Genomic DNA, 15,187 nt, shown 5'->3' with positions numbered 1-15,187 from the left:
GAACTCACCCTGAGATACGGGCTGTCAGATGAGGTGCGGGTTGAAATCCTCAAAAGCTTAGCCGAAGATTATATCCAGGCTAAAGACTGGGATAAAGGAGTATCAACCCTGAACGATGTTCTCAGATTAGACCATCACAACCTCTGGGCTAAAAGAAGACTTTTGACCTGCTATGAGGAGCTTTCTTCCTGGGAAGAGGCAATCAGGCTCAAGGAGGAGTTGAGCAGAGATAAACAGGAAAAAGAGCGGAATTACCCGGTTTTAGCTTTGTATAAGGTCTTCCAGGGAAATGAGCTTGCCTCTAAAAAAGAATATCATAAAGCGCGCCTGGCTTATAAAGAGGCTCTGAATTACGACGAGAAATGCGTTTCAGCCTACCTTTATTTAGGTGAAGCCTATATAGCAGACCGCAGACCTGAGGATGCGATAACCTACTGGAGAAAACTATTAGAGACGGTTCCGCAGGCAGGGTACCTGATTTTTGACCGGCTGGAAGAGACCCTATTTGAAATCGGAAGTTACAGCGAAATGGCAGAAATCTATGACCGGATTTTAAAAGACAATCCTAAAGATATAAAAGCAATGCAGGCACTGGCAGTGATTTCAGAGAAAAAGGGAAGGTTGGATGAGGCAAAAGATAGTTACAAAAAGATTCTGGAAATAGAGCCCAATTATTTACCCGCTCAGTTAAATCTAATTAAAATTCATCAGGAGACCGGACAGCCGGAACAAGCTAAAACTGCTTTAGAAGAGCTTTCTTTTAAACTCGGAAAAATAGGAGAATCTTTCACCTGTTCCAAGTGCGGGAATAAATCCGAAATCCCTGTATGGAAATGTCCAACCTGCAAGGAATGGAACAGCTTTAACATCTGACCTTCGAAATGAACCTCAGAAATTTCCGTTTATTTTTAAAAATAATTTTCCCGGCGCTGGTGTCCTTTTATTCCCCAGCCTACTGTCAGGTATTAAACGATGCCATAAGATACTATAACCAGGGTGATTTCAAAGATGCACAGGAGGAGTTGAAGGCTTACTTAGAATCAAATCCTTCGGATTACGAAGCTCTTTACTACGCCGGGAAATTAGAAAGTAATCCAGAAAAGTCGATTGAATATTTCAAGAAGGTCTGGGAGAGCTCCTCAAGAACAAAGAAGGAAGAGGCAGGGCTGGAGCTATGCCTTTACTATCAGACCGTGGGATTAAATGACTCAGTATTATCGCTCAGCTCAAAATTTAAAAAGATTTTTCCCAAGAGTCCCCTTTTACCACAGATGTTATGGCTGGAAAGCAGGTCATTATTCGCAAACGGCAGAACCGAGCTAGCGCTAAAGTCTCTCGACAATCTGTTGGAGCTTTATCCTGCATCCCTCTGGGCTGCCTGGGCACAACTGGGAATAGCGGAGATATATTTTTCTCAGGGTAGCTTCAACAAAAGCATAAAAGAGTATAACAAAGTCATAGATAAATATGCCGGCACTGAAACTTTTCCTTCAGCTCTAGCGGGAATGTCCCGTGCTTTTGAAGCCTCTGGCGAGAAAGACAAAGCAGTTCTATACCTGAATCTTTATAAAGAGAGATTCCCCGGAGGGATCGAGGTGGAAAGCCAGATCCAGACCGAAGAAGTCAACCCCCGGAAAGATCCGGGCATAGCGGAGAAGCTAACCGGTACAAAATATAGCGTGCAGATAGGCGTATTTGCCAATCAGGAAAATGCGGATAAGGTGATGAAGAGGTTGAAATCCAATGGGTATAATCCGGAACAAAGCTACAAGATGATACAGAATAAAAAATATTATGTGATCCAGGTCGGGGTTTTTAATTCCCTGTCAGAAGCTCAAAAACTGAGAGAGAAGCTGGAAAAGGAAGATGGTGAGGTTTACAGAATAGTGATCCAGTAATTTAATTGCAGAAAAGAATTTCCCGCCTTCGGGTTTCTTCAAAGATTAAAAATGGAAAAATTCTCCACTCCTTTAATGGAACAATACAACCGGATTAAAGGTGAGCATCCGGATGAAATCGTTTTTTTCCGGATGGGGGATTTCTACGAGATGTTCGGGGAAGATGCCAAAATTGCCTCTAAGATCCTGGGAATAGCTTTAACCTCCAGAGCACACGGCAAAATGGAAAGGGTCCCCTTAGCCGGGGTTCCTTATCATTCTGCAGAAAAATATTTAACCAAATTGTTAAAAGCCGGCAAAAAAGTAGTGGTTTGCGAACAAACCGAAGATCCGAGGAAAGCCAAAGGTCTGGTCAAAAGGGAAATCGTGGAGATAATCACCCCCGGAACGATTACTTTGGATCAAGCCCTGGATAGTCAGGAGAACAATTACCTGGCAAGCATTTTTGAGGGGAAAGAAAAGTTCGGTCTGGCATTTATTGAGCTTTCCATCGGCGAGTTTAAAATAGATGAAATCTTACCTGAGAAGCTCAAGGAGATGTTGAATACAATTGCTCCGGCTGAGATATTAATACCAGAGGAATGGGAGCAAAGCAAAAAAGAGGAATTCAGGAAAGGTTTGAACTTTCTCTTTACCTTAACGCCTGTGGAAGGATGGAAATTTTCATACGATTACGCCTTCAAACTTCTGACCGAGCATTTTAAAGTCTCCTCCTTAGAGGGATTCGGCGTGCAGGAACTGAAAAGAGGCATCTCCTCAGCCGGGGCAATCCTTTCCTATCTAAACCAGACCAAGAAAACTTTGCTTACTCATCTGAACAAAATTTCCAGAATCTCAAATCCGGAAGAGATGTTTTTAGACTTGAGTACTATTCGCAATTTAGAGCTGCTTTCCTCTTTAGGGACAAAAGATAAAGAGCACACCCTTTTTACGCTGCTCAATCAAACCAAAACCCCGATGGGTGCACGGCTTCTGAGAAGCTGGATCACCAGGCCGCTTTTGAATCCGCAGAAGATAAAAGAGCGTCAGGAAGGCGTTAAGGAATTCTATGATGACAGAATTCTATCTGACAGCATCAGTGAAAAATTAGACTCGATTTCTGATCTGGAAAGACTCTGTGGTAAGTTGGGATATGGCAAGGCTAATCCTAAAGACCTCATAGGCTTAAAGGACTCACTTAAAGTCATACCTGATATCAAAAATATTCTTCAAGTGGCTAAATCATCAATCTTAAAACAAATATCAGATACTTTTCCAGAAGTCTCAGATATAGTTAAACTAATAGTAGCCTCTATAGTAGATGACCCTCCTTTAATTTTAACTGAAGGGGGAATTATAAGAAAAGGTTTTGACCCTGAGCTGGATAACCTTAAAAAAGATGTCTCTGAAAATAAAAACTGGATTGCCCAGCTGGAGAAAAATGAAAAAGAAAGAACCGGTATTCCGTCTTTAAAGGTCGGGTTCAACCAGATCTTCGGATATTATATCGAGATCACCAGGTCTCACCTTTCTAAGGTTCCATCGGATTTCATAAGAAAACAGACTATGGTCAATGCAGAGAGGTTTGTTACTCCCGAGCTCAAGGAAAGGGAAGCAAAGATTTTAGGTGCAGAGGAGAAGATTTTTCAGATGGAATACGACCTTTTCTTAAAGATAAGAGACCAGGTTGCTGCGCGGACGAGTGGCATTCAGCTCTGCGCTGAGCTTTTAGCCAGACTGGACCTGCTTTTATCATTTTCTACTGTAGCAAGAGAAAATAATTATGTTCTTCCAGAAGTGGATAATGATGACTTGATCTGGATTGAAGAGGGGAGGCATCCGGTGATCGAGCAGATTTTAGAATACGGGGCATTTATTACGAATGATACCAGGATAGGAGAAGATGAGAGGATACATATAATCACCGGACCTAATATGGCTGGAAAATCAACTTATCTGCGTCAGGTGGGTCTGATAGTTCTTTTAGCCCAGATTGGGTCTTTTGTCCCGGCGAAAAAAGCTAAAATAGGAATAGTTGATCGAATCTTTACTAGAGTAGGGGCTATGGATAATATCGCCCTGGGGCAGAGCACTTTCTTGGTTGAGATGAATGAAACGGCTAATATACTGAATAATGCTACCTCAAAAAGCCTTATCCTTTTAGATGAGATCGGAAGAGGAACTTCAACTTTTGATGGTCTTTCCATCGCCTGGTCAGTCACTGAATATCTGCACAACAATGAAAAGCTCTGTGCCAAAACCTTGTTTGCCACTCATTATCACGAATTAACCGAGCTGGCAAAATATCTTCCCCGGCTCAGAAACTACAATGTGGCTGTTAAAGAATGGGAAGAAGAGATCATTTTCCTCAGGAAGATAATCCCCGGAGGTTGTGATGATAGTTACGGGATTCAGGTGGCTCGTTTAGCCGGCATACCAAAAGAGGTTCTGGAAAGGGCTAAGGTGATTTTAGCTGAATTAGAATCAGGAGAACATTCTTACGAAAAACTCCCGAAGCCCAAAACTGAGACTATCGCCAGAGATTTTCAGTTGAGCTTCTTCTCACCAAAGGAAAAGCTGATCCACGAAGAGTTAAAAAAAATAGAAATTGAAAAATTAACGCCTCTGGAGGCGTTGAATAAGTTAGAGGAGATGAAGAAGAAATTAAAAGAGTAGACAGTAGACAGTAGTCAGGGAAGAAAAAAGAGTGCTCGTCGGGTCCCCTGACCCGACGAGCACTTTTCTTCCCACAAGAAATTGGTTCGGGAAATCCAATTCCCGAACCAACTAGAACTAACTCAGATATGACCCAGGTTGAGGGCAACGTGGGTATACCATTTATAAAAAGAGACGCATTCAATGCGTCTCTACTTTCTTAAAGGGTAAAACTAAAGTTTTACACTCCAGAAAAATAGCTAAATTTCTGAATTTCTTGCTCCTGAGCGGATGTTATCATCCGCTCAGCTGTCCGCTGGATGATAACATCCAGGGGGAGCGATATTTTAAATAGGTAAAACTAAAGTTTTACACTCCAGAAAAAAATCTAAATTTTTCAATTTTTTTTGCCGAACTCTTGACAAGATGAAAAGTATATGTTATAATCAGACCACTTTGGTAACCTTTAACCTTTTTTGAAGGAGGTCGGGATGAGAAGGTTCAAAATCGCAGGGATGTTTGTTCTCGGGCTGCTGCTATTAGCTTCCTCGGTTGAGGCTCAGTTTTCAGGTCAGCTCTCTACTGCCCGCACCCTGCCCACCGGGAAATACGATCTGGGCGGGTATTTCGGAGTGTATGAGGACGCTTTTGCCTTCTTCGGGCAGTTCAGGGGTGGAGCGGCAGATCATCTCGATTTGGGGATGAAGTTAGGAGTGATCAGCGAGAGCGGAGGCCCGAATTTTCCGGGTGACAATACCGGCGTTCTCCTGGGCGGGGATTTAAAATATCAACTCCTGAATGCCAGAAGCAAGGACCCATTTGACCTTTCCATCGGAATAGGTCTGGAATTTTCTGCTGTTACCGATTTCAATATCTTCTCATTCGGGGCAAATTTCATTGGCTCTTACGATTTTGACCTGAGTGAGGGCAGGGTTATCTCTCCTTATGCCAGGTTGAATCTGAGAGGACAAAGAGAGCACCGGGATCTTGGCTTTCCCTGGGGTGGTGTTAGTGATACCGATTTTAAGGTTGGGCTTAATCCCGGAGCCAGCCTGAAGGTCTCAAACAATCTGCAGATAATCGGTGAGTTCCAGTTTGACGACAATTTTGGATTCATTGGGGGACTGACCTACTCCTTTTATTAATCCGAAATAAATATATTTTGAAAAAGCTCTGGTTTTTTTCAGGATACTCTTGACTGCCAGAGCTTTTTCGTTTTATTTGTCCGTAAGTCAAAGTATAAATAAAGGAGGATTCGGGTTGGACTGGATCAAAGTAATTTTATTGGGGATAGTTCAGGGGCTAACCGAGTTCCTGCCGGTCTCCAGCTCCGGGCATCTGGTCCTGGCTGAGAAGGTTTTCGATTTTCATTCAGAGCAGATCTATCTGGAGGTATTCTTGCACTTTGGTACTTTTGTAGCGGTTTTGATAATATTCAGGAAAGACCTTTACGGGATTCTAAAAGCGCTTTGGCAGAAAATACTTTTAGGAAAAGAATCCACCCATTCGGTAAATTATATCCATCTGTTTTTCTGTCTTTTGATCGGAACAATTCCAGCCGGAATCTTAGGGTTGTTTTTTAAAGACTACGTTGAACATGCTTTCACCAGCAGTCGTTTCGTATCTTTAATGCTAATCTTCACTGGTTTTTTCCTTTTCCTGACTAAATTCTCTAAAGTCAGAAAAGAGTCAGTTGGTTTTTTGGATTCACTCATAATCGGAGTAGCCCAGGGTCTGGCTTTGCTCCCTGGAATCTCCCGCTCGGGTTGGACTATCGGGACCGGGCTATTCAGAGGAGTAAAGGGAAGCAAGGCGGCAGAGTTTTCTTTTCTTCTGTCCCTGCCAGCGATCCTGGGAGCGTCCGTTTTGAAAATGAAAGAAGGTTTAAATCAAAATCTTCCTTTGGAGACTCTGGAGCTTTATTTTTTGGGAGTTTTGTTTGCTTTTATCTTCGGCTATTTATCGATTAAAGTTCTGCTTCGTATTATCAAGAAGGGTAAATTAGAGTATTTTGGATATTATTGTATCATAATCGGAATTTTGAGCCTGGTTCTATTAAAATGAAGATTGAGGTGTTTTAATCGAATGCAGGATAATAGATATAGGATACTGGTGATAAGGCTTAGTTCTCTGGGGGACATCATCCTGACCACGCCGGTTCTGGATGCCCTAAAAGAGAATTACGGAAATTCTGAAATATCTCTTCTTACCAAACAAAAATATCAGGGACTTTTTGAGTCAGATCCCAGAATTTCATCAGTCATTTATTTTGAGCCAGAGGATAAAGATAAAGGGGTTTTCGGGCTTTTTCGCTTGATAAAAAGTTTAAATCAAGAAAAATTCGACCTGATAGTTGACCTGCATTCAAATCTGAGAAGCTTTTTTATACGACTTCTGGTGAAAGCCGAAAGAAAAGTTCATCATTATAAAAAACTAATCCCTCGATTCTTAATGGTTCGTTTTAAAAGATGGGGAGTAAATCCTGTTTCGACCATTGACAACTACTTGAAAAGCTTAGGGGAGATCGGGATAAAAGCATGGAGCAGGATTCCAAGGCTTTATTCTAAAAACGAAAACAAAATCTGGGCAGAGAACTTTTTTATAGAAAATGGGCTAGGAAAAAAAGAAATTTTAATCGGAATCGCACCCGGTGCCAGATGGGAGACGAAAAGATGGGGCTTAGACAAATTCTCTTCTGTGGCTAAGAATCTCAGCCAGGATTTGCCAGTAAAGATTTTGCTGGTCGGTGATAAAGATGATCTAAAGCCAATCGAGGGAATCGAAAATTATGTAGGAAAGGAAAGAACGATTCAGGCGGTAGATTTACCTCTTGATAGGTTAATTGCCCTGGTGAAGCGGTGCGGCCTTTTCATATCTAACGATTCAGGACTTATGCATCTTGCTTCAAGTCTGGGTGTTCCGACTATCGGGATTTTTGGCCCTACCTCTCCGGGGTTGGGTTTTTCTCCGTCAGGATTAAAGGATAAGGTTTTCTGGGCAGGAGTGGATTGTTCGCCCTGCAGTCTGCATGGGGAGAAGGAGTGCGTCAAGGAATCACGATATTGTATGGATAATATAAAGCCAGAAAAGATTATTGAAGAGGCAAAAAGGGTATTAAGTGCTAATAAAGTTATTTTTCTGGACAGGGACGGAACCATCACTGAGGAAAAAGATTTTGTTTCCAAGATTGAGGAGATAAAATTTATTCCCGGTTCTAAGGAAGCTTTGAAAACGCTCCAGGGATTTGGTTATAAATTGGTCATAGTGTCGAATCAGTCCGGAATTGCGCGGGGGATAATGACTGGGGAACAGGTGGAGGAGGTAAACGACTTCATTTTGAAAGAGCTTCAGAATGAAGGAATTAAAATCGAAGGAATTTATTATTGCCCGCATCACCCGGACGAGAACTGCGATTGCCGCAAACCCAGAACTGGCTTGATAAAAAGAGCTCTGCAGGATCATCATCTGAAGCTCAAAGGTGCATGGATGATTGGGGATAAGCTAAGCGATGTACTTTTCGGGAAGAATATAAAAGGAAAATCAATTTTAGTTTTGACCGGATATGGTCAAAGCACAAAACAAAAAATCGAATCGAATGCTGATGTATATGATTGGCATAAACCTGATTACCTAGCTAAGGACCTTTTGGAGGCTGCATCTTTTATTAAATCAGAAGCTTTGACTGAATCAACTGAACCGGTGACAAATAGTCATAAAAAGTTGTAGAGACTGTCTGGAGTGCAAAGCTTCAGGTTTGCCTAAGGTAAAGCTGAAGCTTTACACTCCCGTAGCCACAAAAAGTAAAGCTAAAGCTTTACACTCCAACAGAAACTATGATTTTAAAAACCTTGATAGTAGGGGAGCTGGAAACAAACTGTTATCTCTTAGGGGATGAAAAAACCAGAGAGGGAATAGTCATCGACCCGGGTGGCGATTTTAAACTTATCGAAAAAGCTCTTAAAGAATTAAACCTGGATATAAAATATATAGTTCTGACTCATGGGCATAGTGACCACATAGGGGTCCTCTCCGAGCTGAAAAAGAAAACCGCTGCTCAGATTCTGATCCATAAAGAAGATGCGGAGATGCTTGCTAATCCGGAAAAGAACCTTTCCGTTTTTTCGTACAATCCTTTTTCTGCCCCAGGCGCAGATAGAGTTCTGAAGGATAAAGACAAAATAAGAATCGGCCAGATGGAGTTAGAGGTTTTGCATACCCCGGGACATACTGAGGGAAGCATTTCACTTTTGACTGACAAGATTATTTTCTCCGGAGATTTAATTTTCTACGGCTCAGTGGGTAGAACCGACCTTCCGGGAGGATCTAACCAGAAACTCTTTAGATCGATTGAGGATAAAATCCTGGATAAAACGGATGACACGGTGATCTATCCCGGACATGGTCCAGCCACTAGTGTGGGAGAGGAGAGGAGAAATAACCCTTTTCTCAATTTTTAAAGGTCCTGGAGTATAAACCTTTAGGTTTATAGAAAGAATTTCACTTCCTTTAAAAGGATCGGAGGTAAAGCCACAGTCTTCGCCAGGATCCTGTGGACAAGACCTTGACGGCTTTACACTCCAGAAGGTCTTGACAAAATTTCAAATTTTGAAAGGCTCGTGCCAGAATGCAGATGCTCCAGAAAGTAGAGCTTTTTGACTGCCACGTGCACCCGGATTATTCTTTAGATGCATCCGGCACAATTGATGAATATTGTCAAAAAGCCCTGCAGATCGGCTTGAAAGGAATCTGCTTTACCTCGCATTTCGATATCGATCCGGAAAGAAAAGAGATCGATGCTTTTATGAGAGTTAAAGGGAAAATCACTCCCCTTTCTCAACAAACTGTAGAAGCCTACATTGAAGAGATCGAAAATGCAAAATCCAGATATGAACCATCAGGACTAAAAATCAAAACCGGCCTGGAGGTAGATTATTCCCCGCATATCGAAAAACAATTGAGAGAAGAACTCTCAAAACTTAAGCTGGATTACGTGCTGGGAGCGGTTCACTGCCTGGAGCACATTGCCATAACCTCGTCGGAGGAGGCACACTTTTATTTTGAAAGAAAATCAGCAGAGAAGTTATGCGAAGAGTATTATGCTAATCTGCTTTCCGGCATCAAATCGGGTTTGTTCAATGCCGTTGCTCATTTGGATGGCTTCAAGAAATATGCGCTGGATTATTACGGGGGAAAGCTTTTAGAGGCAGAGAGGAAATGGATCGAACCGGTTTTGCAGGAGATTAAAAATAACCAGATAGGGATCGAGCTTAATACTGGCTGGTTCAGAAAGGGGAAGAAAAGATTTTTCCCGGATGAGGATGTTCTTAAAAAAGCCAGTGAATCAGGCGTAAAAATAGTCGCTCTGGGCTCAGATTCTCACCGGGTGGAGGAATTGGGTCTGGGCTTACAGGACGCTGTTGACTGCATAGAGAAAAATAATCTTCAGTTTGAGTTTTTTTTGACTTAATCTTCAGATTACTATTCCCACCTTGGGGGCAAGGCGGGGCAGCCAGTCAGTCTATTGTCCGACTTGATGGTAAGTCGGGTTTACCGATTACGGAGACGCATGCAATGCGTCTCTACAAATCAAACTCCGCCTTGAGAATAGGGTAGAGCTGCCGATTTCTGTTTAATTCAGAATAAATTCCAAACTTTATTTTTTCTCCACTGGGTGGGGACACCAATGGGAAGCGAGAAAGGATTTTTATCTTTTCCTTTTATTAAAAGCTGAATATATCATCTGTTTTGCCGATAATGATTATAAAACGGGAGTGCCGATGAAGAAAGAAGAATTCAGCCAGAAAAACGATTTGATTGGGAACCTGCCGATTCTTCCTCAGAGCTTATGGAATCTAGTGAAATTATACCAGAAAAAAGAACTCGATTGCAAGAAATTGAAACCTTTGTTATTTGAGGATGTCTGTTTATGCATCAAGGCATTGAGCGACATCAATTCAATTGAAGATAAGAAGCACCCCTTTGGTTCATTTGACCAGGCATTAGAATCTCTGGACCTGGAGCATCTCTTAATCAGGAGTTTAAGCTCGCCTCTTTATCATTGGAACTCAGAGGAGGCAGTCTGGCTCAACCAGTTCAACCAGAGGTCGTTAGTCACAGCTTTAGCCTGTCGGTTTATTGGAGAGGAAAAAAGTTGTCCGGATTTAGAGGAACTCCATCTCTGCGGTCTTTTGCACGATTCAGGGATACTTTTTCTCAAAACCAGTTTCCCCGAAGAATACAGTCTGGTCCTGGAAAAGAAAAATAATGGAGAGAAGCTTTCAAAAATTGAGAAAAAGCTTTTAGCTACTGACCATCTGGAGTTTGGCGAGGAGGCAATAAAAAATTGGAGTTTTCCCAAGAATCTGAAAAAGGCGATCAAATCCCACGAAGATTATATGGAGGAAGATTTAGATCCATCCGAGCAGGTGGCAAGGATAGTGAGCGTGGCGGAACAAATATCCGAGATTCTCTTTGTGGAAGCCGAGCACCAGGATATAGACGACTTATTCAGATCCTGGGAAAATAATCTCAAGCTGCCATCCGGGTTCTTCAATAGAATTCACTCCAGGCTCATGGATGAGATCAAGACCAGGGCGGTCCAGCACCAGAACGTACCCGAGGATTTGACAGAAACGGTATTGCGGGCTCACAGCATTATGTCTGGACTTTATCAGGCATGTGAGGAGAAAACCAGGGAGAAATTCAGAGGGTTAACCAGGAAAAATGAAGAGGAGAGAAAAAAAGGAGAGCTTGAATCCCTAAAGGTGATTTTAGCCACCTTCTCCCATTATATCAATAATGCCACCACCTCGATAATGGGACGGTCCCAGTTGATCGAAATCTCCATCAAGAAAGGGGAGATCAAGGACGAGAGCGGAAAGATTTCCAACTCTATGAAGATAATTCAGCAAGGGGTTGAAAATATCACCGCAGTCTTAAACGGACTCAAAAAACTAGATTCCTTCAAAACCGTGAGATATCACGAGCGTTCCAACATCATCGACCTCAGAGATAAAATAGAGATCAAGGGTTTATAATCTTCAGATAATTTTTGAAGCCCTCCCCTCAGGAGGGTTTTTTATTTTCTGTTAAAATCCAACAAAAGATGTTTTGTAGTTGCCTGATTTATTGGGCATTTTAAAGCTCGATAAATCGAGCGACTACAATCAAATCTCCTGTGACCATCGGGTCCCCTGACCCGACGGAAAAACTTATTTGATGTTACTTGCCAGGTCGGGGTACCTGGCAAGCACAGAGATGTTTTGTAGTTTTGTAGTTGCCTGATTTATCAGGCTTACATCTGCTCGATAAATCGAGTAACTACAGTCATTCCTTTAAAACTCCCATAGAGCGGTTAGAGACACTGCTTTTAAGTTTTCAAATCTTCACTGACCGATTTTGTCAGTTCAAGATTCTTTTGCGAAATAGTGTGTATACCCTATTGTGTTAAATTGAAACAGATAGTAGAGTAAGCTTCAGTTTCAGACTTACATGGAGTAAATAAAGACTGGATGTCTAAAATTCTCTCCAGGTGAAACAATCAAGTATTTTTTTCAACGTATCGAATGAAACAGTCAAATACTAAAAAGCTTAGGGGCTTTTTTTTATTTTTAAGGCCATCGGGGGTTGAGAAATATGCATTCTGTTTTAATTGTGGAAGATGAAGGTTCCTTACGAAAAGCGTTAGGCGCCTTATTGTGTAGCGCAGGTTATGAGGTAAGCGAGGTCACTGACGGAGAGGGGGCTTTTTCTATTTTACAGAAAAATAAATTTGACCTGGTCTTGACTGATCTGATGATGAAAAAAGTCTCCGGAGAAGAGATTCTAAAAAGAGTCAAACAAATCTCACCTGAGACTGAAGTTGTTGTCATAACCGGTTACGGAACGATTCAGTCTGCAGTTGAGTGTATAAAAGCCGGTGCCTTTGATTATATCAGCAAGCCCTTTAAAACCGAGGAAATACTTAAAGTCATAGAAAAAGCATTAGAGAAAAGGAAAGTCCTCAGCGGCGTAAAAGTAAAGACGGAGGAGATAAAATATTCCTTTGAAGATATCATTTATTCTTCCAGGGGGATGGACAAAATAATCGAGTTAATCAAAAAGGTGGCTCCAACTTATATCACTATCCTAATCGAAGGAGAATCGGGAACAGGAAAAGAACTTTTAGCCCGGGCAATTCACAAGAACAGCTTATGCAAAGACGGGCCTTTTGTCACTGTAAATTGCAGCAGTCTGGCTGAAACCCTTTTGGAAAGCGAGTTATTTGGATATGTCAAGGGAGCATTCACTGGAGCTTTAACTGACAAGAAAGGGCTTTTCGAGATAGCAGACTGCGGCACGATTTTCTTAGATGAGATCGGTGATACCAGTCTTGCTTTGCAGATGAGATTTTTGAGAGCGATACAGGAGAAGGAAATAAGAAAAGTGGGAGGAGAGGAATTCACCAAAATAGACATAAGATTGATAGCGGCTACCAACAAGAGTTTGGTGACCCTGGTCAAGGAAGGTAAATTCAGGGAAGACCTTTATTATCGCATAAATGTTATGCCGATATATATCCCTCCATTAAGAGAGCGTAAGGAAGATATAATCCCCCTGGCTAATTATTTCGTGAAAGTATATGCTCAAAGGTATCAGAAAGAGGTAAAGGGGATAGATAACGAAATGATTAAAGAGCTTGAAAATTACTCCTGGCCAGGGAACATAATGGAACTGGAACATACCATCGAGCGGGGAGTCGCTTTATCTTCCTCAGATCTGGACAAGACCTCTTTACTTTTTCTGCCAGAAGACGAAAAGCTCTGGCTACCTGAAGCCGATCTGGATAACAGCTCAACCCTTAAGGAAAATGAAAAAGCTCTGATCATAAACATTTTAAAAAAGAACAAATGGAACTATACAAAATCCGCAGAAGAGTTGGGAATCAGCCGAACAACTTTGTGGAGAAGGATGAAAGAATACGGGCTAAGAGAAGATTCTTAGTTTCATTTTGCTGTTTCATTTTGAAGTGTAATATTTCAGCTTGAAACAACAGGACAAAATAAATCACGTTTCCGTCCTACCTAACTTGTTGAAGATCAATCAAGTAAAACCTCATCTTTAGTTATTAGAATCTGGCACTCTGTTTGCGTTCTTATTTTCAATGCTTTTTTATATTGGGCTGACCGATCCTGACATAAGACAGTCAGCGTTATTATTTAGCATCGTCACCTAACTTGCGGGGAGGGACATAGGATGTCCAAATTTGCCAGGCTCCTCCAGGTTTTAAATCTGCTCAAGAGCAGACAGGGGATTTCAGCTAAGGAACTGGCTTTAGAGTGCCAGGTATCCAGAAGAACCATTTTCCGGGATATTCTCTCCCTTAGCTCGGCTGAGATACCGGTCTATTATGAAAAAGGGTATCGACTCCTTCCGGGAACTTTCCTGCCTACCTTAAATTTTGATTTAGACGAATACTTGACTTTAAAAAGCATTTTGTCGGCAGATCTGTTTAATAGTAGAAATTTTATTAGCAAAACCTCAAAAAGCATCCTCTCAAAAATCGAAATCAATCTGAATTCCGAATTAAAAGAGAAACTGAAGGAGATTTATCCTCCTTTCTCGTTTTCTTTCAATCTGAATAACGGAGATAAAAATCAAACTCTGATATTTAAGATTTTGAAGCAAGCTATTCTGGAAAAGAAGAGTGTAATTTTAGATTACGGTATTAAAGAGGTGTTCAGAGCAAATTTTGAAGTTGATCCATTCATTATAGTATTTAGAGGCAGGAAATGGTATGTGGTTGGAAAGGGTAAAAATCATAATAAATATTTCCCTTTCGGTCTGGATTATGTCGAAAAGGTAACTTTGACGAAGGATGATTTTATTCTGCCAAAAGATTTTTCTTTAGATGGTTTTTTCCAGCATAGCTGGGAGGTGTGTCAGGCTGAGATAGTTCAGGTAGAATTGAAAGTGTCAAAAGAGAATAAATATATTGTGGAGAATATCTCACCTTTTGCTGAAAATATATCAAAACTCAAGGATGGCTCGACTTTCTATAGATTGAAAGTAAGAGGAGTAAATGAGCTTGCCAGATGGCTTTTGTGTTTTCCGGGGATGATACAGGTTAAAAGCCCCAGGGAGTTGAAAGAGAGGCTGGACAGGCTAATGGAAATTCAGTTAAAAGTCAGCCAGCAGTGGATCAAAGCAGGGAAATGGATTCCAGCTTGTCCTCAATTCAAGAAGAATCAAAGATTGTGTAATGATTTCTGCCTTGACCCGGTGGTTTAAAAAAAATTAAATCTTATGACAGGTTCTGACATACAGGGTTTCGATAAGCCAGACAGGGAAATTAATAGGGGGTACTGCATGAAACAAAACCGCGATTTAGTTCTACGGTTATTATCAGGCAAATTATTCTCCAAATCCGGATCCACCGGAGAAAAAGAGAAAAGAGAAATTGCCATCAGGGCCATCCAGAAATTGATGGCCACCATCTCTTATTATATAGTCGATCCTCTAACTGTGGTTCAAGTAAAAGCTGAGCTTTTAGAAGAATCTCTAAAAAAGAAAGATTTAAAGGGAGAGGAGATAGAAAGTTTCATATCTTTATGTAAAGAGCAGTTCCGCAAGATAAATCTGATTTTGAACGCCTTAAGTTCTCTTTCCGAGCTTAG

Annotated in this window: 12 protein-coding genes; all 12 read left to right on the top strand. The window is 41.4% G+C overall.

Annotated features, from left to right (window positions below; translation table 11 throughout):
- Nucleotides 1-873: tetratricopeptide repeat protein (locus MUP17_02245; protein MCJ7457793.1), on the top strand; the 873-nt coding region annotated here is incomplete at its 5' end.
- An 8-nt stretch (nt 874-881) separates the two neighbouring features.
- Complete coding sequence (locus MUP17_02240) at nt 882-1,898, top strand: SPOR domain-containing protein (GenBank protein ID MCJ7457792.1); 1,017 nt, start codon at nt 882-884, stop codon at nt 1,896-1,898.
- Between the two features lie 51 nt (nt 1,899-1,949).
- Nucleotides 1,950-4,553 carry a DNA mismatch repair protein MutS gene (gene mutS, locus MUP17_02235; GenBank protein MCJ7457791.1) on the top strand — a complete coding sequence of 868 codons (2,604 nt, stop codon included), beginning with the start codon at nt 1,950-1,952 and terminating at the stop codon, nt 4,551-4,553.
- 470 nt (nt 4,554-5,023) lie between these two features.
- Entirely contained in the window at nt 5,024-5,677 is a 654-nt protein-coding gene (locus MUP17_02230) for a hypothetical protein (GenBank protein ID MCJ7457790.1), read from the top strand.
- Between the two features lie 115 nt (nt 5,678-5,792).
- Nucleotides 5,793-6,596 (top strand): undecaprenyl-diphosphate phosphatase, encoded by an 804-nt coding sequence (locus MUP17_02225; GenBank protein MCJ7457789.1) that lies wholly within the window; start codon nt 5,793-5,795, stop codon nt 6,594-6,596.
- A gap of 21 nt (nt 6,597-6,617) precedes the next feature.
- Complete coding sequence (locus MUP17_02220) at nt 6,618-8,258, top strand: HAD-IIIA family hydrolase (protein ID MCJ7457788.1); 1,641 nt, start codon at nt 6,618-6,620, stop codon at nt 8,256-8,258.
- A 107-nt stretch (nt 8,259-8,365) separates the two neighbouring features.
- Complete coding sequence (locus tag MUP17_02215; protein MCJ7457787.1) at nt 8,366-8,989, top strand: MBL fold metallo-hydrolase; 624 nt, start codon at nt 8,366-8,368, stop codon at nt 8,987-8,989.
- Nucleotides 8,990-9,162: 173 nt separating this feature from the next.
- Entirely contained in the window at nt 9,163-9,999 is an 837-nt protein-coding gene (locus MUP17_02210) for a histidinol-phosphatase (protein MCJ7457786.1), read from the top strand.
- 310 nt (nt 10,000-10,309) lie between these two features.
- Nucleotides 10,310-11,569 carry an HDOD domain-containing protein gene (locus MUP17_02205; GenBank protein MCJ7457785.1) on the top strand — a complete coding sequence of 420 codons (1,260 nt, stop codon included), beginning with the start codon at nt 10,310-10,312 and terminating at the stop codon, nt 11,567-11,569.
- A 598-nt stretch (nt 11,570-12,167) separates the two neighbouring features.
- Nucleotides 12,168-13,514, top strand: coding sequence for a sigma-54 dependent transcriptional regulator (locus tag MUP17_02200; protein ID MCJ7457784.1), 1,347 nt, complete (start codon nt 12,168-12,170; stop codon nt 13,512-13,514).
- Between the two features lie 252 nt (nt 13,515-13,766).
- Nucleotides 13,767-14,801, top strand: a complete 1,035-nt coding sequence (locus MUP17_02195) for a WYL domain-containing protein (protein ID MCJ7457783.1) — start codon at nt 13,767-13,769, stop codon at nt 14,799-14,801.
- A gap of 78 nt (nt 14,802-14,879) precedes the next feature.
- The coding region (locus MUP17_02190) for a hypothetical protein (GenBank protein MCJ7457782.1) at nt 14,880-15,187 on the top strand (308 nt) is incomplete at its 3' end.

Source organism: Candidatus Zixiibacteriota bacterium (assembly GCA_022865345.1).
In the GTDB taxonomy this organism is placed as follows: domain Bacteria; phylum Zixibacteria; class MSB-5A5; order MSB-5A5; family RBG-16-43-9; genus RBG-16-43-9.
Note: the sequence above shows the minus strand (reverse complement) of the source record. Positions and strands in the feature narration are given on the sequence as shown.